This is a genomic window from Paenibacillus barengoltzii G22, assembly GCF_000403375.2.
GTDB classification, from domain to species: Bacteria; Bacillota; Bacilli; order Paenibacillales; family Paenibacillaceae; genus Fontibacillus; species Fontibacillus barengoltzii.
The window spans coordinates 1,221,296-1,244,538 of record NZ_KE159653.1 but is presented as its reverse complement, the minus strand read 5'-3'; the positions used below and the strand labels follow the sequence as shown (position 1 = coordinate 1,244,538).

Below are 23,243 nucleotides of genomic sequence, written 5' to 3'. Positions count from 1 at the left end.
CATCATCCACCGGCAGCCTCCGCGGCTCTCACCACGTTAGCACATCATCCACCCGCAGCCTCCGTTGCTCTCGCCACGCTCACGCATCATTCACCCGTAGCATCTGCCCCTCTCGCCGCGCTTACCACCGCGTTCGCCTTTCACCGCATATACAGCTTCTGGTAATACTCTTTCAGCATCCGCTTGGTGGAGAATGCCTCGCGGGTCGTTTCGATGCTGCGCCTCATCATCTGCACCCAGCGGGGGCGGTCCTTGTAGTAGGTTGGCACGACCCGGTTGAACAGCGTGTCGTAGAGCGCTGCGCTGTCATGCCGGTCCAGCTCGTTCGGGTCGGCTGACTCGAAGCCGTCGCCGATCTGCCAGCCGTTCTCGCCGTCCAAGCAGGCTTCCGGCCACCAGCCGTCAAGGGTCGAGCAGTTCAGCACGCCGTTGATGGCGGCTTTCATGCCCGAGGTGCCGCTCGCTTCCAGCGGCCGGCGCGGGTTGTTGAGCCAAACGTCCGCGCCGCGGGTCAGTTTGGCGCCGATCGTCATATCGTAGTTTTCCAGGAACACGACGCTGCCCGGATACCGTTTCATCATTGCCACCAGGTTGCTGACGATCCGCTTGCCCGTTTCATCATTCGGATGAGCTTTGCCGGAGAAGACGAGCTGGATCCGTCCTGATTCAAGATAAGGAGAGATCAGGTCCGGCCGGGAAAAGATCAGGTCGCTGCGTTTATACGGTGCAGCCCGGCGCGAGAACCCGATCAGCAGCCGCTCCGGGTTCAGCTCCACTCCCGAGCGCTCGCGGATCAAATCGATCAGCTCGCGCTTTAACTCCATGTGGACGGCCCATAGATCGCCGCCCTCGTCATAAGCGCGGAGCATCCGCGGATCGGACCACGTCGGCAAGTGGATCGCGTTGGTGATCCCGATGATCTCTGAGCGACCAGCCACGTCCTTCCACATGCGGTTTGCGGTCTCCGCATGCAAGGCGGCTACCGCATTGGAACGGCGTGCGAGCCGCAGACCAGCAACGGTCATGTTAAACGGGTTGCCGCCAATCCGCTCCATCTGGTCGCGGCTTAACCCGTTGTAGGCAGACATCGTCTCCAGCAGATCCAGCCCATGGGCTTCATTGCCTTCCTTAACCGGCGTATGCGTCGTAAAGACGACGGATTCACGGGTATTCCGCCAAGCCGATTCGAAGGTGAATCCGGCTTGCATTTTTTCGCGAATCAGCTCCGTGGCGGCCAAGACCGCATGCCCCTCGTTGAAATGGTACACCTCTACCGGGATGTTCAGTGCGCGAAGCGCCTTTACGCCTCCGATACCCAGCACAATTTCCTGGGCAATTCTTTCCTCACCGAAGCCGCCGCCATACAAGCGGGCGGTAATCCAGCCGTTCCTGCTGCCCGGGAGGTCGGTATCAAGTAAATAGAGCGGATTATTGCCAAACTGTTCGGTTTTCCACACTTTGCAAGGAACTTCGGTATTTTTGATCGTCACCGTGACGGTAATGCCGGTGTCCTCCAGAAATTCATACTCATGATCGGTAAACGTATCGTAAGGCCGTCCATTCTCACCGATTCGCTGGTCGGTATATCCTTGCTTCCACTTGATTCCAATGCCGACGAGGGGAGCGCTGATGTCTCTGGCTCCTTTGATGAAATCGCCGGCGAGGATGCCTAGTCCTCCCGCATACATTTTAAAATCGGAATGAAGACCGTACTCCATGCTGAAATAAGCAACGGTAGGGAGTTGCCTTTCGCCCATGGGAATACCTCCTTTGATATGCAAACGTCGTGTTGCACTGAAAGCGATTTACGCTATTAGTGTAGTCCGAAGGCGGGCGGAAGGTGACTGAAGGGGGCGCTTAAGCGCGTGAGAGCGAGAGGGAGGCGGCGGGAGTAGAGGGCTGCTGAATGCTTTACTATCCGGCAATGCATCCAATCATATTAAGCAGGACCCAAATCATCCGGGGACAGATCGCTGTCAACGTAAGCCCGATCCTGTTCTTCGTTGGCGATCGCTTGAATTTCTTCGGAGCCGATGTTGATGTAGACGTAACCGTCCTGGGCTTGCTTCTTTAAGGCTCGTTCCTTAAAATATTTCGGACTTGCCTCGCCCGCCTCCTCATCATAAACGAGCAGAATGCCGTCAGTCTTGCGGAACAGCAGCTCGTCCCGGCCCGTAAACTGCCAAGGACCAAGGTATCCCTCCTTACTTGCGGCTGCGTAATGGTCGACCTGGCGCAGAATTTGCGAATAGTAGTCCTTTTTCTCGTCGCTCCATTTCTCTTCTTGACGGCTGTAGGCGGTGATGATCGAGCATTTCAGCTGAGGATACCGCTTCTTCAACTCAATAACAGCTTCGCAAGCCCACAGATCCACGCCGTATTGGCCAGGGGTAATGACCCATTCTAACCCTTCTTCGAGCAAGGGAATGAGGCGATTGATCATCGCTTGGCGGATATAGGGAATGCCAGGATGCTTCTGGTTGAAGATACCGAGCTCATGGGCGCGGTAACCGGTGACAAGCAGATTTTTCAAATTAATAACTCCTTAACATAAGTTGATCCTAGTGCCGATCACGGCCACGTAACGTATTATACCTTGCTTTTCTTAACCGGCAAAAACAAAAACACCGCTTCGCGCAGGAGGAAGACCTCACTGGCTCGGCGGTAGATGTTTGACATTCACCATATACGGGATCAGGCAGGTCGCCCAAGCCCATGGCAGCGGTTACAAGAAGCGTGACGAATTAACCGTGAATCGAGAGTAGGGTAAACACGGTGTAGAACACCGCATAAAAAACACCTAATCCTACAATCCATAGAAAAGCGTTGCCTTTCAATTTCTCCGGTTGCCACATGAGGATTCGCTCCTTTACGTTACACTGGACTTACAAATGTGAACAAATTGTGTCTGACTTAATTATTGAACATTTTGTGTCAAAAATCAAACAATTTATTGAACAAATTCAATTTTTTTTTGAAAATCAACAAAAAACCATGCCCCGTAGGGCATGGTCGGTCATTTGAGTTTTCTGTTATTATCCTTTAAATGGAGAAAAGCCTTCCTCCGCCAAATACTCCCCGGCTTCCTCACGGGTTTCGAAAGCCATCTCCAGGCTTAATCCGGAGTAGATATACCACAAATCATCCTCATATTTGAGTGTCAGCTTCTCGCCTTTGTTATTCACCCAGATCCCCCCGGTTGAGGTGTTGTGCGAGGAACCGTCTGTCGCTCCCGAGTGAGCAGGGGATGAAACGCTGTCTTCGTCCTTTCGGGCGGACAAAGAGGCAATGGACGCTTCGACCAGGCGACGTAACTCCGGCTCTGCCATGTCCCGGATATTTACGAATCCTTTGGCATCGGTCTCATACCCGTCCAGCAGCCCGGCGTATACAAAACCGTTCCCGTTGGGGTGCAGGTGGTAGACGACGGTTTTTTTATCATAAACGCTGCCTTCATAGTGGAAATTTACCCGGCCCAGCGATACGTTTCTTTGCTCCAACTCAGGGAATGATTTGAAAATTTCCAGTTTCTGATCAAATGTCAGCATGCGGCCCAACCTCTCAATTGGCGATATTACGGGGCTTGTCCTTCCCGCGTCTATTGATTATAGCATATCGGACTCTCCAATTCGTGCCGTTTCCCGATTGGGGGGTTAGCAGGTATAATGGATGGAAGATGAATCGAGCAAAGGAGGAAGGAATGAATGGGAGAGGCGACGATCAAGTGGGGAATTTTAGCGGCCGGGGGAATTGCCGGATCGTTTGCGGGGGACTTGGCGCATGCGAGCAACGGCGAAGCTTATGCCATCGGTTCGAGAAATTTGGAGAAGGCCAAGGCGTTTGCTGAGAAATTTGGGATTCCTAAAGCGTATGGAAGCTATGAGGAACTGGTCGCCGACCCCGAGGTCGATGCCGTCTATGTCGCTACACCCCATCCTTATCATAAGGAAAATGTGTTGATGGCACTGCGCGCGGGAAAGGCCGTCTTATGCGAGAAGCCGTTTACGGTTAATGCTGCCGAATTGGAAGAACTGGTTGCCTATGCCCGTGAACACAAGCTGTTCTTGATGGAAGCGATGTGGACGCGATTCCTGCCGGTCATCCGCCGGGTGCGGGAATGGCTGGCGGCTGGACGGATCGGCGAAGTGCGCATGGTGAAGGCGGACTTTGGTTTTCGCGCGGGCTGGGATCCGGCCGGAAGGCTGCTGAACCCCGAGCTTGGCGGCGGGGCGCTGCTGGACGCCGGGATCTACCCGGTTTCCTTTGCGTCGATGGTGCTGGGACCGCACCCGCAAACCATTCAGAGTACGGCGCATATCGGGGAAACTGGGGTCGATGAGCACTTCTCCGTATTGTTGACCTATGAAAATGGGGCTGTCGCTTCTTTGAACGGCGCCGTACGGTTGGCGATCGGCAACGATGCTTATATTCATGGAACGAACGGCAAGATTTACATTCCTGGGTTCCTTAATGCGACCACGGCCACGTTGTATGTCGAGGGGGAAGAGCCTGAGACCGTAACCGATGATCGGACTTTTCGAGGTTATGCCTATGAGGCGGAAGCCGTCGGTCAGGCCCTGAACGCCGGGTTGACTGAAAACAGCGACATTTCGCTCGATGAATCGCTGGCCATCCTGCGCTTGATGGATCAGATTCGCGGGCAATGGGGGCTGAAATATCCGTTTGAATGAAATGAAGAAGGAGTAGTTTTAGATGACTGATCAGACGAACCAACTGCTAGAGGAGAACAATATTAAGCATGCGATGATTGGCGAGGTGATGCATCGACTTACGGACATCTTGCCGAGCCTGACCAAGACCCGGCTGGCTGCATTGGCTGCCGTGTATAGTGTCTCGGGCCGCTCGAAGATGAAGAAGGAGGAGCTGGCTGCTGCCGTTCAAGCAAGCATTGAACATCCCGAATCGCTGGAGGTCGCTTTATTAAATAGCAGACCAAAGGAATGGGAGCTGTTCACCTCGGTGTTGGATGGATCCTATCAACCAAACAACGCAACACCTTTCGGATACTATTATTACTTCCTGGATCGCGGCTTGCTGTTTACGTTTTTCAGCGAGAACCAGTTGCACCTGGTGATTCCCGATGAAGTGAAGGCGGCCTTCCGGAAGCTGGATCAACCGGCTTTCCGGCAGGCGCTGGAACGAAGCCATCGGATCTACAATTACTTGATGGCGGCGATTAATCTGTATGGAATCATCGAACCCGTGAAGCTGACGGAGATCTATAACAAGCAGAACAGCCAGGCGTCCATTACGGAAGAGGAATTGCTTCAACAGCTGAACCAATTTCTGCTACGGACGGATCAGTATTTTGAGCTTCGTCAGGGCTATATCGCCTCTTTGGATATGGAAGACAAGGAGTTTGAAGATCTTCAGGGGAAAGTGCAAGGCAAACCTTACTATGTACCGGAGGCGCATGAGCTGCTGAAATATGCGGATCAAGACTATTTTGAAATGACTCCGCAACTGACGGCGTTGCGGGAGTTTGTGACGAAGGAGTTTCATTTGGATGCGGAAAGCGCCGAGTATTTAGTGGACGACATTCAGCTCGGTTGTTCGATGGAAGCCTCCTTGCAGGACCTGATCTATGAATTCGAGCGTCGCGATCTGAGCTTTGCGTCGCAGAAGCAGGCACAGCAAGCGGTAGCGCTCATTGGCGACGTATATGATCACACCCGGATGTGGTCCAATGCTGGACACACGTTGGACGAGCTGCGCCGGATGCAGAATCCTTCCGGAAGCTCACTAGAAACACCTTCCATTCGCGGATATGTCGTGAAGCAAGCCCGATCGAACAAGATCGGCCGCAACGAACCGTGCCCTTGCGGAAGCGGTTTGAAGTACAAGAAATGCTGCGGGAAATAAAATACAAGCGTCAATACAAGAAGGCTGCCTAAGCACTCAAGCTCAGGCAGCCTTCTTTACATTTGGGAACACTGTTTTATCCGACATCAACGGATTCCGAAATTGCTGGTTCGCTGGATTCCACCTGGGAGTACAGCTTGCGGTACTGACCAGGAGTTAAGCCGGTTTCCTTCTTAAACTTGCGGATGAAGTTAGGCGTATCGAGGTAGCCGACCCGCTGAATAATGTCCTTCAGTGGATCGTTGGTGGACGTCAGATCGTTCATCACCGCCATCATCCGTTTTTGCCAAATATATTGGACGAAATTGATCCCCATCTGGTCTTTGAAGGAGCGGCTGAAATGGGATACCGAAATCGAATATTTGCAGGAGATGGCCTCCAGACTTAACGAGTGATCCATATAATTGCTGTCGATGTAAGCGATAATTCGATCCATCAGGGAATGTTCTTCTTTGCGTTCGTTATGCAGCGCCAACTCGCAAATCCGTGAAGCAAGACTAAGGAAATGACGCTCTAATTCTTGCAGAGAATTAAACGCATCAGAGCTTGGAATTTCGTAGGTCCAATCGCGAATCTCCATCTCCATGCCTGTTCGCAGAATCGTATTCAGGATGTCAAAGCTGATGCAACGCTTCATCTCGACGGACAGCTCCGGATTTTGCAATACCTTCATCGACTCGCCGATCGTTTGGGCGGCCACCTCGTAGCTGCCTTGCTTTAAGCTTTGGGACAGCTTCAGCAGCTCGTTCTTTGGTACCCAAGACGTTTCTCCTGCCACATGGGACAGTTTTTCGAAGTAGGTGATGCTGCCGTGCCCGGTAAACATCCGCGATTCAAACGCCGAGCAGGCTTCAATAAACGATTGGTTCAGTTGATCGGGATCGTTGTAATAAGTACCTACACCGATAGCGGGGTCGATCCTGAACTGCTCCAGCAGATTATCGTGGATGCGGTGGACGATCCGGCGGAATTGGTCGGGACCAGACATGGATTCAAGCTTGTCAAAGCCAACGATCAGAGCGATTTGTCTAGGCTTTGGCAGCTCCACGCTGTAAAGGCACGCGCTGTATTCAGGAATTTCCGCCTTCGCCAGCCGCCCGATCATCTCCTGCCAATCGTGGCTGTTCAGACGGCTCTTCGCCGCTTCATCCCGGCCGATCACCATGGCGAAATAATGAGCTTTGTTCAGATTGATCTCCAGCGAGTTTAACAGCTCCGGCATCAGGCTGCGGGCGTTCCCGTATTTGAGAAGCATCAATAGAAAATGATTGCGTGCATACGGCTCCTGCAGATCGGCACGCGAGCTGTATTCCTGCAGCGCTGTACGGATGCGGTCCAGTTCGTTGCCCGCTTTGCGCGGTTTGGCCTCCAGTACGCCGGGTTTCGATTTGGAATCGGCAAACTTGACGAGGTCAAGAATCGGATGAAGCTGACGCCGCGCCAAGATGAGAGCCGCCAAGGTGCCGACGACGGTCAGCACAGCCAGCAGCAGGGCCATTAAGCTGCGCAAGTGCATTACGCTGTCAAGGAATTGCGAGCTTGGCATCAAGGTGACATACTCCCAGCCGTTGGTATCTGATTTGACCGAAACCACGGAATGCGATACCCCGCCTAATTCGATGCTGTGGATCCCTGTTGAAAGCGCAACCAATTGTTGCAGGTCCGATCCCTGAAGCGGCTGATCTTGATTGTTCTTGGATGCCATGACACGACCATGGTTATCAAAAATATAAGAAGAGCCTTCATAGTTGCCAAGAATCGTATCAATCAGTCGGGTCATTTCCGTTTTAGGGATCAAGTACATTAAGGTCCCGTGCGGGTTCGGGTTGTTAGGTGTAATCGGAACGAGATAAGCCAACACCGACTGTTGGATCGTTCCGTTCTGGTTCAGCATCTCGGTGGAGTGAATGACAGGAAACTTGGTGGAATTCAATTCCTCAACCAGTGCTGGACCGTCCCAGTTCAGAAAATGATAATGATCGTGGAAAACATCCAGACTTGTCATCCCGGCGGTGGAATATATCCTCTCATCGCCATGGAAGTATAGGAACATTTCCCCGATGATTGGGCTGGTCGCCTTGTAATTTTTGAGCGCATTAATCGCCTCTAAGCTGTAATACGGGTCATGCACGCGATAACGGGCCAGTTGATCGTCATAGGCAACCCGCGAAGCGATATCGCTGAGCTGCTGGACATGGCTGTCCACGATCGTCTTGGCCTGCGTCAACTGGTTCAGATGGGATTGTTCGATTTCGGAGCGGAGATTGCGGACCGCGCTGTTATAGATGAAGACCGATAACAATGCAAGTGGAACCAGCAGCATGAACAAGTAAGACCAGGTGTATTTTTGAAAAAGCTTAGACTTGAAGTAATTCAGCTTCACGTTACGTCTGCCCCCTCACCCGCTCTATTTATTTTTTTATATAAAATGTAAAGGAGTTTGCCGAATAACGCAAGGGAGGAAAGTAGCGGGACCCGCTGATGTTAACATGTTATTTTTGCTTGGCAATACTTGCTCTCTGGCTTTTTTCGGCGTAGATCGCGGAATGGGCCGCAAAAAAATACACATTTCAGCCATTCATTCAGGACAAGTATGTGTTAAGTTAATTTACATGAAAAGATATGAAAATCAATCAATTTGTTAAATTTGCCACGGCGATTTGTGGTCGCGAAGTAAAATGACATATTTACGAATGCTCGGCGCCCCGATTACACTTCAGAAAAAAAGGAGGAGTCGCCGATGCAGAAAAGCGCACCAACCGCGATCGACACCAGGCCTATAACCCAAATCGCAACCAAAAGAAAACTCAGGACAAAAATCCTCCGGAATTGGCAATTGTACATTTTTATCGCACCTGCATTATTAAGTATTTTGATCTTTAGCTACGTGCCGATGTACGGGATTCAAATCGCTTTTAAAAACTTTATTCCCGTAAACGGAATTTTGGGCAGTCCATGGGTGGGCTTCGATCACTTTGTCCGTTTCTTTAATTCTTATTATTTCTGGGATCTGCTGTGGAACACGCTGGGGATCAGCTTGTACGGGCTGGCGGTCGGGTTCCCGCTCCCGATTATTCTAGCGTTAGCATTTAACGAAGTGAAGGACGGCTTCTTCAAAAGAACGGTTCAGACCGTAACCTATGCACCACACTTTATCTCGATGGTTGTTATGGCGGGGATGATCATTACGTTCCTGACGCCTTCCACAGGGATGATCGTGAACTTGATTGAAGCGTTTGGCATTAAGCCTCCAGATTTCTTGTCCGATCCTCGCTGGTTCAAAACTGTATATGTGTTGTCTGACGTATGGCAAGGAACCGGCTGGGGCACGATCATTTACTTAGCCGCATTAACCGGGGTTGATCCGGGGCTTCATGAAGCGGCGATTCTGGATGGGGCATCGCGTATGCAGCGGATTCGGTACATCAATATTCCGGCGATTCTGCCCACCATTACAATCCTGATGATTCTGAATATGGGGAGTCTGCTCGGCGTTGGGTTCGAGAAAATCCTGTTGCTGCAAAACCCGCTGAACATGGAATCCTCCGACGTCATCTCGACGTTCGTCTACCGGTCAGGCTTGCTGGATGCGCAGTACAGCTTCTCCACGGCGGTTGGCTTGTTCAACTCGGTTGTTAACGCGATATTACTTGTCACCGTCAATCAGATCGTTCGGCGCGTCAGTGAAAACAGCCTATGGTAGAAGAAAGGAGTGGGACATGTGGTATCGGCAATTAAGGAAACTCGGCGAGATCGTATTTTTCTAGCATGTAACTATCTGTTTTTGTTCCTGGCGCTGGTCATCGTCGCCTATCCGATCATTTACATCATCAGCGCCTCTGTCAGTACCCCGAAATACGTCTCTTCCGGGGAAATGTGGTTATGGCCGATGGGCCTTACCTTTGAAGGATATGAACGGGTGTTCCGGGATCCGCAAATCTGGACCGGCTACGGGAACACCATTCTCTATACCGTTGTAGGTACGCTGGTCAACCTGGCGGTGACCATCCCGGCCGCCTATGCGCTCAGTCGGAAAGATTTTGTTGGGCGGAATCTGTTTATGGGGATTTTTATGGTCACGATGTTCTTCAGCGGTGGTTTGGTACCGACCTATTTGCTCATTAAGGATTTGGGCATGGTCAACACGATGTGGGCTTTAATCCTACCGGGGGCCACCTCCGTTTGGAATTTGATTGTATGCCGGACGTTCTTCCAATCCAATATCCCCAAAGAGCTCCAGGAGGCCGCAGAAATCGATGGATGCAGTAACTTCCGGCTGTTCTTTCAAATTGTGTTGCCTTTGTCGACTTCGATTATTGCAGTAATGGCCTTGTTCTTCGGGGTAGGTCATTGGAACAGCTACTTTTCAGCCATGATTTACTTGAATGATGATGCAAAATATCCGCTTCAGCTTGTGCTGCGGCAAATTCTGGTCCTGCAGGAGATGTCGGCGCAGACCGGTTCGATTGATGCTGCTACTGCCACCGCCTTGAATAACCGGGCGGAAGTGGCCGCACTGGTTAAATACGCAGTGATTATTGTAGCGACGCTGCCGGTCATTGTCGTATATCCGTTCCTGCAACGCTATTTTGTGCAAGGTGTCATGATCGGTTCCGTTAAGGGATGATCTTGCCATACATTTAAATATTCAAAAGGAGGATTCATTCATGCAGAAGCTAAAAAGACGTGGAGCGCTAGCTTTAAGCTTGCTCCTGCTGGCCTCGTTGCTGGCAGCCTGCGGTTCGTCCGGCAATTCGGGCAACACGGCAAGTAATTCAGGGAATGGGGCGAACTCGGGAACGAACGCTGCCACTTCCGAACAATCGGAAGAAGTGAAGGGCGTTAAGAAAGAGGGATTCCCTATCGTCGATGAGCCGCTTACGCTGACGATGCTGGCTCCGGATGCCGGGATGGCGGATTGGAGCACGATGCCCGTAGTCCAAGAGATGGAAAAGCTGTCGGGGATCAAAGTGGAATTCCAAACGGCTCCTATCGATAGCTTCAGTACGAAGAAAAACCTGGTGTTCGCCAGCGGCGACCTGCCAGATGCGCTGTACGCAGCAGACATTACCCCTGCGGAACAAGTCACCTATGGCAGCCAAGGGATTCTGATTCCTCTGGAGGATCTGATCGACAACTACGCTCCTAACTTGAAGAAGATCCTCGATGAGAACCCAGACATTCGTAAGAACATTACGACGACGGATGGACATATTTATGCCCTGCCGTTCATTGATACCGCAGCAGTATGGTATCGCGGTCCGATGTGGTATAACGGTAAATTCTTGAAGGCGTTAAATGCGGAAGAGCCTAAGACCACGGAAGAGCTCTACACCTATCTGAAACGGGTGAAGGAAGAGGATCCGAACGGGAACGGCAAAGCGGATGAAATCCCGCTCTCGTCCGTAAAACTGGACGACCTGCGGATGTTCTTCTTCGGGTTCTGGGGGATGTATGACACGACCATCTATGCCGATAAGGAAGGCAAAGTGCATTATGCACGACAAGAAGAAGGCTATAAAGAGTATTTGACCTTTATGAACCGCCTGTGGAAGGAAGAACTGCTGGATCACGAGACGTTCTCGCAAACCGATGATCAGAAGAAAGCCAAAGGGAAAAATAACCAGGTTGCTCTGTTCAGCGACTATCATCCATATTTCACGCTCGGCGGGGAGCCAAGTGATGAGCATCCGCTGATGACTCCGGTAGCAAGTGATATTGCAGGTACGCCGGTTTATGGTAAGCATCCGGGCATGTCGGCCAACGGAACCTTCGCGATTACGAAGAGCAACCCGAATCCGGCAGCGACGATGCGTTGGATCGATTATCAATACAGCTATGAAGGCTCCACTTTGTGGACGCAAGGTCCTGAAGGACTGTTGTGGCAGTACAAGGATAAAGAGAACAAAGTGAAGGAATGGTTGCCGGTACCGGATGGCAAAGACCGTGAAGAGTATCGCGGAACGATTACACCAAACTACGGTATTTTGACACCGGGCGTCAACCTGAGCGAATTGACGAATGGCCTCAAGACAGAATTTGACGAATGGATTGAAAAACAAACGCAAGAGAAGCTGGCTCCGATCGGCAAACCGCCGTTCCCGAACGCCTTCCTGACGACCGATGAGCAATCCGAGGTGTCTGCGTTGCTTTCTGACTTGAATACGTATGTAACGCAAATGGAAGCGAAGTTCGTTACGGGCCAAGAATCGCTTGATAACTGGGATAAATACATCAGCCAGCTGAAGAAAATGGGCAGCGATCGCGTTGCCGAAGTATACCAAGCGGCTTATGACCGTTGGAATCAAGCCAGCTAAGCCAATGGCAGATATGGTAGCAAGTTCAAATCAATAAATCTATCGGACCGAGACAAGGAGGCATCCATGAGCGAGAAGGAAATCGCGTATCAGGAGCCGTCGGCCGAGCCGCAGAAGGCGCCCTCCGAGGCGCCTTTTGCAGCTGAACCGGCTGTGGAGCAAGGTGTGCACAATTACAGCAGTGAACAAAACTGGGTGAGACCGGAAGATCCGCTCCTCCTCGAGCGGCTGGAATGGTTCCAGGATCAGAAGCTGGGCCTGATGATGCACTGGGGGCCGTACTCCCAGCTTGGCCTGGTGGAGTCCTGGGCGCTCAGCGATGAGGACGGAGACTGGTCTCGCAACGACATTGACTGGATTGATGACATGGAACGGTTCAAACAAGAATATTTTGATTTGAATCGTACGTTTAATCCGATCCGATTTCAGCCCGAGTTATGGGCCAAAGCGGCAGCGGATGGCGGGTTCAAGTATTTAACGTTTACGACCAAGCATCATGACGGATTTTGCATGTGGGACACCCATACCACCAACTACCGGATCACCGGGCCGGATTGTCCGTTCCATATGCACCGTTATGCGGATATTTGCCGGGTGCTGTTCGATGCGTTTCGTGCCGAAGGATTGGCGATCTCCGCTTATTTCTCCAAAGCGGATTGGCATACGCCGTATTACTGGGCACCGGGCATGGAACGGGGCAGCAGAATGTGGCGCGGACCTTCGTATGACCCGAAGCAGTACCCTTGGCTGTGGGAGCAATTCGTTCAGTTTACCCATGCGCAAATCATGGAGCTGATGACGCGGTATGGCCGCATCGATATGTTATGGCTGGACGCCGGGTGGGTAAATGCCCGCCGCAATCAGGACATTCGACTCGGCGAAGTGGTGGAGAAGGCACGGCAAATCCAACCTTGGTTGTTGACCGCGGACCGCACGGTGGGCGGGCCATACGAGAACCTGATCACCCCCGAGCAAACTGTGCCGGAGCGGCCGCTCACCGTTCCTTGGGAGAGCTGCATCACGATGGGGCATTCCTTCTCGTTCAGCTTTAACGACAGCTATAAATCTGTCCGCGAACTGGTGCATCTGCTCGTCGAAATCGTCGCCAAAGGCGGCAATCTGGCGCTTAACGTCGGGCCGCAGCCGGACGGAAGGCTGCCGAAGCCGGCGCTGGAACGAATGAAAGGGTTAGGCGAGTGGCTGAAGGTGTACGGCGAAGCCATTTACGGGACACGGATCTGTGAGCCGTATGCTTCCGGGAACATTTACTTCACTCGCAAGGGAGAGACAAGATACGCCTTGATGCTGGTGCAAGAAGGCGCGGAGATCATTCCGGAGGAAGTGCTTCTGCCGCTTTCCGCTTCCGGCATAAACCGAATTGACCTGGTCTGCGGCGCCGAAGCCTTGGACTTCCGCCCATCTGCGGAGGACGGCGTGGCGGTGCGCTTACCCGATGCCGCGCGGCAAGGGGAGACCCCGATCGCGATCGTGCTGCGCATTCGGTGATTCGCGGGGGGGCTTTTTGCCTCTCTAGACGCTGCGCGCGCGAGGGAGGGAAGCCGCCTTGCGAGATTTGCGTCGTAACGGACCTGAAAGACCTTATTTGCTGGAAAAGATGTCAATCCACAATGTAACGGACTGGAGAGCCGTTATCCGCTTGGAATGGGCTGAATTGATGGTCCAAACCGCCAAATAAGGTCGACTGGGTCCGTTAGATGCTGATAACTGGGATTTTCATCGAAATAACGGCGCTGAGGTCCGTTAGCGTAAGGAGGGAGAAAACGATGGTGAATTACAGCGAGGTGCCTGAACCTTCAATCGAATTTGCACCCAAAACCTATATCTGCAAGCGGGCCGCCGGGCCGCTTGTCCTGGACGGACGGATCGACAAGCCGTTCTGGGACGCCGCGGCATGGACGGACGACTTCGTGGATATCGAAGGCGATGTACGGCCCAAGCCAAGCAAACGGACGCGGGCGAAAATGCTGTGGGATGACGAATATTTCTACGTGGCAGCCGAAATGGAAGAGGACGAAATTTGGGCGACGCTGACGGAACGAGATTCGGTGATTTTCCATGACAACGACTTTGAAATCTTTATCGATCCAGATGGCGACAGCCACCTGTATTATGAATTTGAAATCAACGCCCTGAATACAGTATGGGATTTGTTATTGGTCAAGCCTTACCGGGACGGTGGACCGCCGGTGAACGGCTGGGACATTCACGGACTGCGCACGGCTGTATATATCGATGGGAAGTTAAACGATCCGACGGCACAGAATCGACGGTGGAGCGTGGAGGTAGCCCTCCCGTGGGCCGCGCTGCGCGAATGTGCGCCGGAGGGGCGTCCGCCGATGCCGGGGGAGTTCTGGCGGGTGAATTTTTCCCGGGTCGAATGGCGAGTCGAGGTGCAAGACGGCCGCTACGTCAAGCAAATCAACCCGGAGACCGGGAAGCCTTACCCCGAGGACAACTGGGTATGGTCTCCGCAGGGCATCATTAACATGCATTATCCCGAGCTGTGGGGGTATGTGGTTTTTGCGGACGAGGGAGCCGATGCGGGTGATGGATCTAAGGCTTTCCCGCTGCCGCAGGACGAATATATCAAATGGGAGCTGCGCCGGTTGTATTATCGCCAGCGAAGCTATTATGCCCGTCATGGCCGTTTTACGACGGAACTTACAGAGCTCGTAAGTGCGGAAGAAAAGGATGTGCTGCGCATTCAGCCGACGGTTGAGGCCGCGAGCAGAAGATTTGAGATTTCCGCGCCAGCATCGGACGGCAAGGGGATCTATTATATCCGGGAAGACGGAAAACTGTGGAAGGAGTGAGCATGGATGAGCGTGGAGACACCGGTGTTTTCGTTAAGTGAACAGGAGCTGGAGCAGATGGAACGCAAGTTTGCGGACATCCGAAAGCTCGCCCAGGGCCGGGAGAAGGAGTTGTTTGGCGTTTTTGACGGCCCGTTAACGGCTGAAGAGACGTGGGCATTAAAATTTCTGTATGTGCATATGCCGCTGAACGATTTGGCCGATTATGACGGCACGTTTTTCTTAACTCATGTTCGTCAGGCGCTGGCTATCCGTAAGCAGGTACCTTGGGGCGACCGGGTGCCGGACTACCTGTTCTTGCATTTCGTGCTTCCGGTCAGAGTGAACACCGAGAACCTCGAGGATTTCCGTGACGTCATTTATGCGGAACTGGGACCGCGGACGGCAGGATTATCGATGGCGGAGGCGATTCTCGAGGCGAATTATTGGTGTCATGAAAAAGCGACCTACATCGGCAGCGACTTGCGCACGTTGTCGCCGATCGGAATGATTCGCAACGCACGCGGGCGCTGTGGCGAGGAATCCACGCTGGCGGTTGCGGCGTTGCGCAGCATCGGCATTCCGGCGCGGCAGTGCTACACGCCGCGTTGGGCGCACTGCGACGATAATCACGCTTGGGTCGAGGCATGGGCAGACGGCAAATGGCATTATATCGGCGCTTGCGAGCCGGAGGCGCGTCTGGACCAAGGTTGGTTCAGCGGTCCGGCACGACGGGCGATGCTGGTGCATACCCGCGTCCCGGCCACCTATACTGGGCCGGAGGAAATTACCGTCAAGAGCGGCCCGTATGCCGAGCTGAACCTGCTGGCGAATTACGCGCCAACCCGGACCATCGCCGTGGAGGTGCGGGAGACGGACGGCACGCCGGCGGTTGGGGCTAAGGTGCAGTTCCAACTGTACAACTATGCCGAGCTCTTCCCGCTGGCTGAGCTGATCACGGATGAGCATGGCGAAGTTCGGTTCACGACCGGTTACGGGGATCTGATCGTTCGGGCCGTGCGTGACGGGGCTTGGGGGCAGCGGAAGATCCGAATCGCGGACGGTGACCGGTTCGAGGTCGTATTAAGCAAAGCGGTTGGAGAGCAGCCGGTTGACAGCGAGGATTTCGAGCTGGTGCCTCCGCCGGAGTTGGACGGTCCGGAGTCTGAACCGCTCCCTGTGGAAAAGTTACAGCGGCATGAAGAACGCGTGGCCGAAGGGGCTGCCTTGCGCCGGGCATATGAAGAGACGTTCTTGACAGAGGAAGATGCCAAACAACTCGCTGCCCAGCTTGAGCTGCCGGCCGACCGGGTATGGAAAGTGCTGGAGCCTGCTCGCGGCAACAGCCGGGAAATCGCTGCTTTCCTGGAGGAGCGCGTTCCGGAACATGGTGAATGGCCGCTGCTTCTGCTCGAAAGCCTGCGGGAGAAAGATTTAACCGATACGATGCGCGAGACGCTGACTGACCACTTAACCGGATCGTTGCCGTGGAAGGATTCGTACGATCGGGAGTTGTTCGTTACGTACGTGATGTGCCCGCGCGTTTTGTTTGAGATGATCACCCCTTACCGGACGGCGCTGCAGTCTCAATTTACCGAAGCAGAGATCGAAGCTTATCAAGCCGATCCTTCCCGACTTGTTCAGTTCCTGAATGAAGGCTGGAAGGTGCATATGGGGCCGGGGAACCTGCGCGGCAAAGCAGGACCTCTTGGCACATTCCAGCTGCGGATTGCGGATCAAGGCGCGCTGGACATTCTGTTCGTCGCATTATGCCGGAGCCTTGGCATTCCGGCAAGGCTGCATCCGAACGAGTTGAAGCCACAGTATTATGCGGCGGGTACTTGGGTGGATGCAGCAATCGGAAGCGTACCCGAAGAACAGGCTGCGGACGCTGATGTCCGTACCGGCCAGCTGGTGCTTCGGCGCGAAGCGGATGGCGAAACAGACGCACCAAACGCCTCTTATATGGAGAACTTCACGATCGCGCGGTTGGAAAATGGGTTCTATAAAACGCTGCTGTACCCGCACGGCAAATCCGATGTGTACGATACAGCGTTTGATGTTGAGCCGGGCGATTACCGGATTACCTCGGGCGTGCGGCTGAAGGACGGCACTGTGCTGGGACGGCTGACGTACTTCCGGGTGGCGGAGCAAGAGCAGACTGAGGTGACGCTGACCTTCCCAGCCCCATCACGGCATATCCCGGTGTACGGATCGCCGGATCCCAAGACGCCGCTATGGAAAGCCGATGGGACAGAGACAACGCTGGGGGCGCTGTGCCAAGGTCCGCGCGGCGCCATGATCGCTTGGTTGGAGCCGGAGCGGGAGCCATCGAAGCATCTGCTGCGTGAAACAGGAGAACTCGCGGAAACGTTTGACGCTTTGGGAATCCCGGTTGTTTTTGTCCTTGGGCGTGAGGAGGACTCACCGGCTCCTGCCATCCCTGAAGCTGCTGCAGGATTGCCGAATCGCGCGGTGTTTGCCGGCGATCCCGGTCACAGGGCGCTGCGCCGGTTCACGGATGCCGGCATCCGGTTAGGGAGCGGAGGGTTCCCGCACCTATTTGTCCTGGACCCAGAAGGGAACGTCCGTTACGTGCAATCGGGTTATAAGCCGGGAAGCGGCAAGGAAGCACTTCAAATTTTAAGCGATTTGTAACTGTGTATGAGACGATTAACTCAGGTTGGCGCGGGCGGCCGCGCCAGCCAAGGGAGGAGCACCAAATGAGCCGGAACTATGTGGTGGCGGGCTACGTTAGCGATCGCCACCTCCCTGAACTGAAGAAGGAAGAACTGAAGAAGCTGACCCATATCAACATCGCCTTTGGCCATGTACGTGAAGACCGGATTCAAACGGGACATCTGCAAAACTTAAAATTATTGCCCGAACTCAAACGGGAGAATCCTGACCTGACGATCCTGCTGTCTGTTGGCGGCTGGAGCGCCGGCGGCTTCTCGGAGGCTGCTTCAACGGAAGCCGGGCGGCAGGCCATGGCCGAGTCGGCGGTTCGCGCCGTTACGGAATATGCGCTTGACGGGGTCGACCTGGATTGGGAGTACCCTTGCTATGCCGAGGCGGGGATTGCCGCCAGCCCGGACGACAAGGCGAATTTTACGTTGCTGCTGCGGACGATGAGGGAGGCGCTCGATCGGCAAGGCGAACGGGATGGCCGCCGCTATTGGCTGACAATTGCTGCCGGAGCAGACCAATATTATATTGACGGTACGGAAATGGCCGAGGTCCAGCGTTACCTCGATTTTGTCCAGTTGATGACGTACGACATGCGCGGCGGTTTCCAGACGTTGACCGGGCATCACACCAACCTGTACACCGGAACCGGGGACCTCTTCCGCATCAGCGTTGACGCCTCGGTGAACCTGTTTGTTCGGGCCGGGGTGCCTAAGGAGAAAATCGTCATCGGCGCAGCGTTTTATTCGCGTATGTGGAAGGACGTACCGAACGTGAACCGCGGGTTGTATCAAATGTCCCCTGGATCGGGCGGGTACGGCCCAGATTTTACGGAATTAGCCGCTGAGTATATCGATCGCAACGGATTTGTCCGTTACTGGGATGAGGAAGTGAAAGCGCCGTATCTGTTCGACGGCCAAACGTTTATCTCCTATGACGATGAAATGTCGATTCGCTGCAAATGCGATTATGTGAAGGCCCAAGATTTGGCCGGCGTGATGTTCTGGGAGTATGGCTGCGATCGGACGCACCGGCTGCTTGATGCCCTGTACCAAGGGTTACAATCATCGTAAGGGACAATCCTGAACGTTTCCAGCCCGCAAAAAGCCTCATGCTTCGTGAACCTTGAACCAAAAGGATCGCGAGCAGCATGGGGCTTTTTGTGATGACATCAAACGTTCTAACTTTGCCGGGCCCGTCATAGATATAAATAGGGGTGTTTTTACCCGCAACTGCGGTACAACCTTAGGCCTGAGGATTTTCACAGTTTCCTAGATTCTTTACTGCTGGAGGCTCCTGAGGTCTGTCGATCTTCGCCCAGAATATCATCCAGCCGCTGTACTTCTTCGGAGAGAGCCTGCAAGGAAGCCTCGATGTTGCCCAATTTATCGCCAACGGTTTGCAGCACATATTTGATCAGGATGAAGCAAAGTGTGACAGGAAAGCCAACATTCGCAACCAACGACACAATATCTGCAACCTGCATAATGGGTACCTCCTTGAACTTTTTATTGGGCCCTTCACTATATGGGGAAAAAAAGTTCGTCTTAGTACAACCAAATTCTAGAAAAAATGTTATAATCATTACTACTTATATAATTATGGTTGTATAACCCCCTTGAAAATTTCCCTATACATAGAAGATGAAAATGAAAGGGGGAGGTAGTTTTGAAGGAACAACATACCGTGTACGAGCAATATCGGAAAGAAGTTTATCGTATTGCATGGAGGGTTCAATACAGAGCGAGAGTCGTCAGAAAACGGGAATGTTCATTCAATGGAGTCGAGCCGGCCGTAACCTGCTTCACCTCATCTTCTGATAACAAAATTGTTGTGAGACAGCTGATCAATGCGCTTCCTTCTACGACGGGAAAAACGATCATCTCCAAAATCTATTTACAGGACAAAACGGAGGGGGAAGTCGCCCGCGAGTTGAATATGAGTCAGCAAGGGGTGAACAAATGGAAACGAAAGATGATCAAAGAGTTATCCCGGATGATGAAGAGTTCCTGAGTTTGCTTCAAAAAGCAAGGGATAACGATCCCGATGCGACGTTAAAGTTAATCGAGCTGTTTAAAGGCGATATTGTGCATATAAGCAAGTATATTCATATGTCCGAAGAGGACGCCGTTTCCGACATCATTCTCGAGTTCCTGGAGATGATTAAGAGGCGGGAAGAGAAGTAATGAGTATACCTCAGAAAGTCGGTCAGGAAGTTCACTCCTGATCGACTTTTTATTTTTTTGAGATCTGGTTGTGAATGCGGCATCCGATTTTCCCTTATAGATGAGTGTGTTTAGAAGGGCTTTATGAGAGAAAAGCATTGGGAGAAGGAAGCGTTAAACCGATAGAGTCTCAGACTCATGAAACAGTTCCTGAAATGCTTGCCGCGTGTATTCCCGATCTGTCAGCTTGTTTTGCACCGCAGCTTGCCATGTGGCAGAGTTGGTGGTTAAAGAAGAAAACTGATCAACGCCGTACCAGTGCAGCAGTTCTTCACGCGTTACACGGTAGGCCGCTGAACCTTGGTTGAAAATCACAGCCTCCAGGTTATCGATATAAGCAAAAGCTGCCGTGGCGCTGTATAAATACGCGCGATCGCGATCGGCTTCCGCCATCGGCACCGAAAAATCCAGATTCACTTGCACCGTGAACTCATCTGGATCAAGGGCAAAAGAACGAATGGGTCCCACCGGGAGTGACTGAAAAAGTCCGGATACCTTGGCCGCATTGCCCATGTAAGGCGTCGCGAAAGAGGCTGTACGGGTAATGTCATGGGTTAACGGATTGTTTTGCGCTTCGTTGTAGAGCGCCTCCTGCTGATCCTGGCGGGGAAGTGCCACGCCTTCTACCACACCTAAGCATACGAATCCGGCGATGAGCAGAACGAAAATTCCGATGTTCCAACGTTTGATGCTTTGTCTTGTTGTCATGCTTCCCAATCACCTACTTCATGTTTTGTCATTAACGAAGCGCTGAGCTGGAACGCCAGCGGAATCCAAATCGTGAGAAACGGCTTGGCGTATTGAATGCCCAGTTGTGCAAACTGATACGGACCGCCGATCTTCACTTGATAGCCATACCAGATATTGCTCCCGAACCGGAGGGCGGTAATCGCAAGCAAGGTAATCAGAATGAACAGGCCCCACAGCAGCCACACGATCCGGCTTCGCCGCCGGGCCGCCGCGAGATGTCGAGGAGCTGTTACCTCAAGCGCTCGGCCGCGCCATGCAAAATGCAGCACGAGATATAGGAGGCCAAGAACCAGAACGAAGCCCAGAAGGAAGAAACTTAAGGGTGTGCGTTCGATCAAACGTAATGGTATGGTGAAGATCCACAGCATGATGGCTAAAAACAGCGACTTTTGCATCCATTCCAATCGATAACGGTTGACATAGATCAGCGGCTGCTCGTCAATCAGCCCGTCGATGCGGGTGAAGCTGGACGTTGCCGTCCGGACGGCCTGTTCGTAATCCATCCCGCCAGCCATGAGATCGGCGACTTTGGCTTCCAGATTGCTGATGATTTCCTCTTTCATTTCACGATTGCGCCGAGTCGCCGGATAGCCGGCAAATAAACGATCCACGTGGTTATGCAACGAATTCATGATGGGAATCCCTCCTGTTTCTCGATCAGAACGTCGATGATTTCGCGGGACAATTTCCATGCTGCCAAATTGGCTTTGTAAACCTCGACTCCCGCAGGGGTGACATGGTAATATTTGCGCCGACCGCCCAAGCTGCGATCTTCGCCCCAATAGGACTCGATCAACCCCTGGGCCTCCAATCGCTTTAGGCTGGTGTAGAGCGACGGTTCTTTTAATTCGTAACGTCCTTGGCTGATGGAGGAAATGGATTTCATGATCTCATACCCGTAGTTATCTCCCTCTAGCAGGACCCGGAGAATAATGGTATCGATATGGCCGCGGATCAAATCCCGGCTGATGGCGCTGTCGTTCACTTTGGTTCACCTCTTTCGAAACAATGTAATACATATTACTATGTGTGTCAAGGTAGTTGGTGTCAGGTTACTTGGTCACGCGATTGCGGCGTAATGGGCATCTAGGTTACGAGAACCACGAGGTTGCTAATTTTCTAGGGTCGCAGGAAAGCTTGGATTTGGCTTAAGTTACTGTCTTTTTCGTTGTTTCATGGGTTCGTTGTTGCGGCATCCCTGGGAAAATGTTGTAAAATAGATAGACTGATGAGAGGAGGAAAGTTGGTTATGGAGGGGAATCCTCAATCTGCGTCGACGCTGCTAAATCATGACATACAGCCAGGAGAACAGATGACCTTTGGCTCGTATCCCCATTTCATTTCGCCGATGGAACGGTTCAGCCGATCGTATGGCGGGTTCTCCAAAATACGGGCGATGAGTTGTTCTTGTTGAGTGAAGAGATATTGGACTGCAAGCGATATCACGGGAAAAGCAAGGACGTCGCGTGGCGGGATGCCGTCGACATCTCCTGGAGTGACTGCGATTTACGGCAGTGGTTAAACGAGGAGTTTTTCACTATGGTCTTTAGCCCGGAGGAGCAAGCATTGATCAAGCGGACTTGTTGTACAGATAACGGGGAAGGCTGCCCGGACACGGAGGACAATGTGTTTCTGTTGAGTGTTCCAGAGGTCAAGGCTTTCATCGCAAGCCTTGGCAAGGCCTGGCTGACTACTGTAGGGACGGATTATGCGAAATTGAAGAAGCCTGACGGCTGCAGTCTTTACGTCTATGACAAAGGCGAAGAAGCCAATTATGTGCTGCGAAACGGCCAGAAGCTGGGCTGTTCCTGGTGGTGGCTGTGCACGCAGGGCAATCAACCTTCGCGCGCTCACTTTATCGGTCCGGGCGCCAGCATCCGCAGTTATGCCAACGTCAGTCTAGCACGGGATGGGGTGCGGCCTGCGGTGAAGTTGAGTATGTTCAAGTAGACTGGCGTTAGTTTGATCACTGGCGGCTGGCAAAAAGACTTAACGGAACATACTGCCCTATTTGGCATGACTGCAGCTGTTTGGAACTTCTAACGGAATCAGATGACGTTATATGGCTCGAATCGGCTAGTACGGGGGGATTTTATGTCCAATAACGGCCTCGCGTTCCGTTAGAACGGGAAATGGTGCGGGAAATGAACTTTAGCGTCATCTGGTTCCGTTAGAACACACACGAGGGAGATCCGACAGCCCTAGGAATGGAATCCCGAATACACTGCAATTGACCCATCCGTTGGGAAAACGCTCATTGGGGAGTGCTAGTGCTAACAGCACCAGCCGGACTCAACGGGATAATGGCGAGAGAAGGGCGGACGTACAGTTGGTGGATTCAACGGGATAATGGTGAGAGAAGGAGCGGACGTACAGTTGGTGGATTCAACGGGATAATGGTGAGAGAAGGAGCGGACGTACGGATGGTGAATTCAACGGGATAATGGTGGAAAAGGGGCAGTACAGGCTTTGGTCCCCCTAGGATTGTAAGCGCTTCAAAAAAACTCTTGTCATCCCCAAAGTCCCTTGTTATAATCGCATTGAAAAGCTTTTCAAACCGAGGATGC

The 23,243-nt window shown here is 52.7% G+C and carries 21 protein-coding genes; 13 read left to right on the top strand and 8 right to left on the bottom strand.

Features of this window, described 5'->3' with window-relative positions; translation table 11 throughout:
* Positions 1-140: 140 nt before the first annotated feature.
* The 3 genes from glgP to C812_RS13935 all read right to left on the bottom strand — a co-directional run bounded on the left by glgP (position 141) and on the right by C812_RS13935 (position 3,548).
* Positions 141-1,757, bottom strand: coding sequence for an alpha-glucan family phosphorylase (gene glgP / locus C812_RS13945; RefSeq protein WP_016313296.1), 1,617 nt, complete (start codon positions 1,755-1,757; stop codon positions 141-143).
* A gap of 182 nt (positions 1,758-1,939) precedes the next feature.
* Positions 1,940-2,533 (bottom strand): SLOG family protein, encoded by a 594-nt coding sequence (locus C812_RS13940; RefSeq protein WP_016313295.1) that lies wholly within the window; start codon positions 2,531-2,533, stop codon positions 1,940-1,942.
* Positions 2,534-3,035: 502 nt separating this feature from the next.
* Positions 3,036-3,548 carry a hypothetical protein gene (locus tag C812_RS13935; RefSeq protein ID WP_016313293.1) on the bottom strand — a complete coding sequence of 171 codons (513 nt, stop codon included), beginning with the start codon at positions 3,546-3,548 and terminating at the stop codon, positions 3,036-3,038.
* 156 nt (positions 3,549-3,704) lie between these two features.
* On the opposite strand from C812_RS13935, the gene C812_RS13930 reads away from it, so the two are divergent.
* Entirely contained in the window at positions 3,705-4,691 is a 987-nt protein-coding gene (locus tag C812_RS13930; protein ID WP_016313292.1) for a Gfo/Idh/MocA family protein, read from the top strand.
* A gap of 22 nt (positions 4,692-4,713) precedes the next feature.
* Entirely contained in the window at positions 4,714-5,883 is a 1,170-nt protein-coding gene (locus C812_RS21545; RefSeq protein ID WP_016313291.1) for an SEC-C metal-binding domain-containing protein, read from the top strand.
* Between the two features lie 76 nt (positions 5,884-5,959).
* Here the strand turns inward: C812_RS21545 and C812_RS13920 are convergent, their stop codons facing one another.
* Positions 5,960-8,266, bottom strand: a complete 2,307-nt coding sequence (locus tag C812_RS13920) for a helix-turn-helix domain-containing protein (RefSeq protein ID WP_016313290.1) — start codon at positions 8,264-8,266, stop codon at positions 5,960-5,962.
* Between the two features lie 357 nt (positions 8,267-8,623).
* Here C812_RS13920 and C812_RS13915 point away from each other — a divergent pair, with 357 nt between their 5' ends.
* From C812_RS13915 to C812_RS13885, 8 genes are all read left to right on the top strand, one after another.
* Positions 8,624-9,586 (top strand): ABC transporter permease, encoded by a 963-nt coding sequence (locus C812_RS13915; RefSeq protein WP_016313289.1) that lies wholly within the window; start codon positions 8,624-8,626, stop codon positions 9,584-9,586.
* A gap of 18 nt (positions 9,587-9,604) precedes the next feature.
* Positions 9,605-10,510 carry a carbohydrate ABC transporter permease gene (locus C812_RS13910; RefSeq protein ID WP_016313288.1) on the top strand — a complete coding sequence of 302 codons (906 nt, stop codon included), beginning with the start codon at positions 9,605-9,607 and terminating at the stop codon, positions 10,508-10,510.
* A gap of 40 nt (positions 10,511-10,550) precedes the next feature.
* Positions 10,551-12,200: an extracellular solute-binding protein gene (locus C812_RS13905; RefSeq protein WP_016313287.1), complete on the top strand. Its 1,650-nt coding sequence runs from the start codon at positions 10,551-10,553 to the stop codon at positions 12,198-12,200.
* Positions 12,201-12,266: 66 nt separating this feature from the next.
* Positions 12,267-13,706 carry an alpha-L-fucosidase gene (locus C812_RS13900; protein ID WP_016313286.1) on the top strand — a complete coding sequence of 480 codons (1,440 nt, stop codon included), beginning with the start codon at positions 12,267-12,269 and terminating at the stop codon, positions 13,704-13,706.
* 58 nt (positions 13,707-13,764) lie between these two features.
* Positions 13,765-13,896 carry a hypothetical protein gene (locus tag C812_RS22960; RefSeq protein ID WP_279626226.1) on the top strand — a complete coding sequence of 44 codons (132 nt, stop codon included), beginning with the start codon at positions 13,765-13,767 and terminating at the stop codon, positions 13,894-13,896.
* A gap of 91 nt (positions 13,897-13,987) precedes the next feature.
* Positions 13,988-15,034, top strand: coding sequence for a carbohydrate-binding family 9-like protein (locus tag C812_RS13895; protein ID WP_157274728.1), 1,047 nt, complete (start codon positions 13,988-13,990; stop codon positions 15,032-15,034).
* 6 nt (positions 15,035-15,040) lie between these two features.
* On the top strand, positions 15,041-17,671 hold the full coding sequence (locus C812_RS13890) for a transglutaminase domain-containing protein (protein WP_016313284.1): 2,631 nt from the start codon (positions 15,041-15,043) through the stop codon (positions 17,669-17,671).
* Between the two features lie 65 nt (positions 17,672-17,736).
* Positions 17,737-18,774, top strand: coding sequence for a glycoside hydrolase family 18 protein (locus C812_RS13885; protein ID WP_016313283.1), 1,038 nt, complete (start codon positions 17,737-17,739; stop codon positions 18,772-18,774).
* A 188-nt stretch (positions 18,775-18,962) separates the two neighbouring features.
* On the opposite strand, the gene C812_RS13880 is transcribed toward C812_RS13885, so the two are convergent.
* The gene (locus C812_RS13880) at positions 18,963-19,187 is read right to left on the bottom strand and encodes a hypothetical protein (protein WP_016313282.1); all 225 of its coding nucleotides are present in this window, start codon (positions 19,185-19,187) and stop codon (positions 18,963-18,965) included.
* Positions 19,188-19,369: 182 nt separating this feature from the next.
* Between C812_RS13880 and C812_RS22870 the strand changes: the two genes are divergently transcribed.
* Positions 19,370-19,714 carry a DUF1492 domain-containing protein gene (locus tag C812_RS22870; RefSeq protein ID WP_009224658.1) on the top strand — a complete coding sequence of 115 codons (345 nt, stop codon included), beginning with the start codon at positions 19,370-19,372 and terminating at the stop codon, positions 19,712-19,714.
* Positions 19,663-19,887: a hypothetical protein gene (locus C812_RS13870; protein ID WP_016313281.1), complete on the top strand. Its 225-nt coding sequence runs from the start codon at positions 19,663-19,665 to the stop codon at positions 19,885-19,887. Before C812_RS22870 ends, C812_RS13870 begins: the two co-directional genes overlap by 52 nt.
* A 153-nt stretch (positions 19,888-20,040) precedes the next feature.
* Here C812_RS13870 and C812_RS13865 read toward each other — a convergent pair whose 3' ends face one another.
* The 3 genes from C812_RS13865 to C812_RS13855 are packed head-to-tail and all read right to left on the bottom strand — an operon-like array spanning position 20,041 to position 21,661.
* On the bottom strand, positions 20,041-20,634 hold the full coding sequence (locus tag C812_RS13865; protein ID WP_016313280.1) for a DUF4825 domain-containing protein: 594 nt from the start codon (positions 20,632-20,634) through the stop codon (positions 20,041-20,043).
* Positions 20,631-21,308 carry a permease prefix domain 1-containing protein gene (locus C812_RS13860; protein ID WP_016313279.1) on the bottom strand — a complete coding sequence of 226 codons (678 nt, stop codon included), beginning with the start codon at positions 21,306-21,308 and terminating at the stop codon, positions 20,631-20,633. Before C812_RS13860 ends, C812_RS13865 begins: the two co-directional genes overlap by 4 nt.
* Positions 21,305-21,661 carry a PadR family transcriptional regulator gene (locus C812_RS13855; protein WP_016313278.1) on the bottom strand — a complete coding sequence of 119 codons (357 nt, stop codon included), beginning with the start codon at positions 21,659-21,661 and terminating at the stop codon, positions 21,305-21,307. The genes C812_RS13860 and C812_RS13855 overlap by 4 nt, the downstream gene beginning before the upstream one ends.
* A 425-nt stretch (positions 21,662-22,086) precedes the next feature.
* Here C812_RS13855 and C812_RS13850 point away from each other — a divergent pair, with 425 nt between their 5' ends.
* Positions 22,087-22,626 (top strand): DUF6273 domain-containing protein, encoded by a 540-nt coding sequence (locus tag C812_RS13850; RefSeq protein WP_244268320.1) that lies wholly within the window; start codon positions 22,087-22,089, stop codon positions 22,624-22,626.
* The last annotated feature ends 617 nt before the right edge of the window (positions 22,627-23,243 follow it).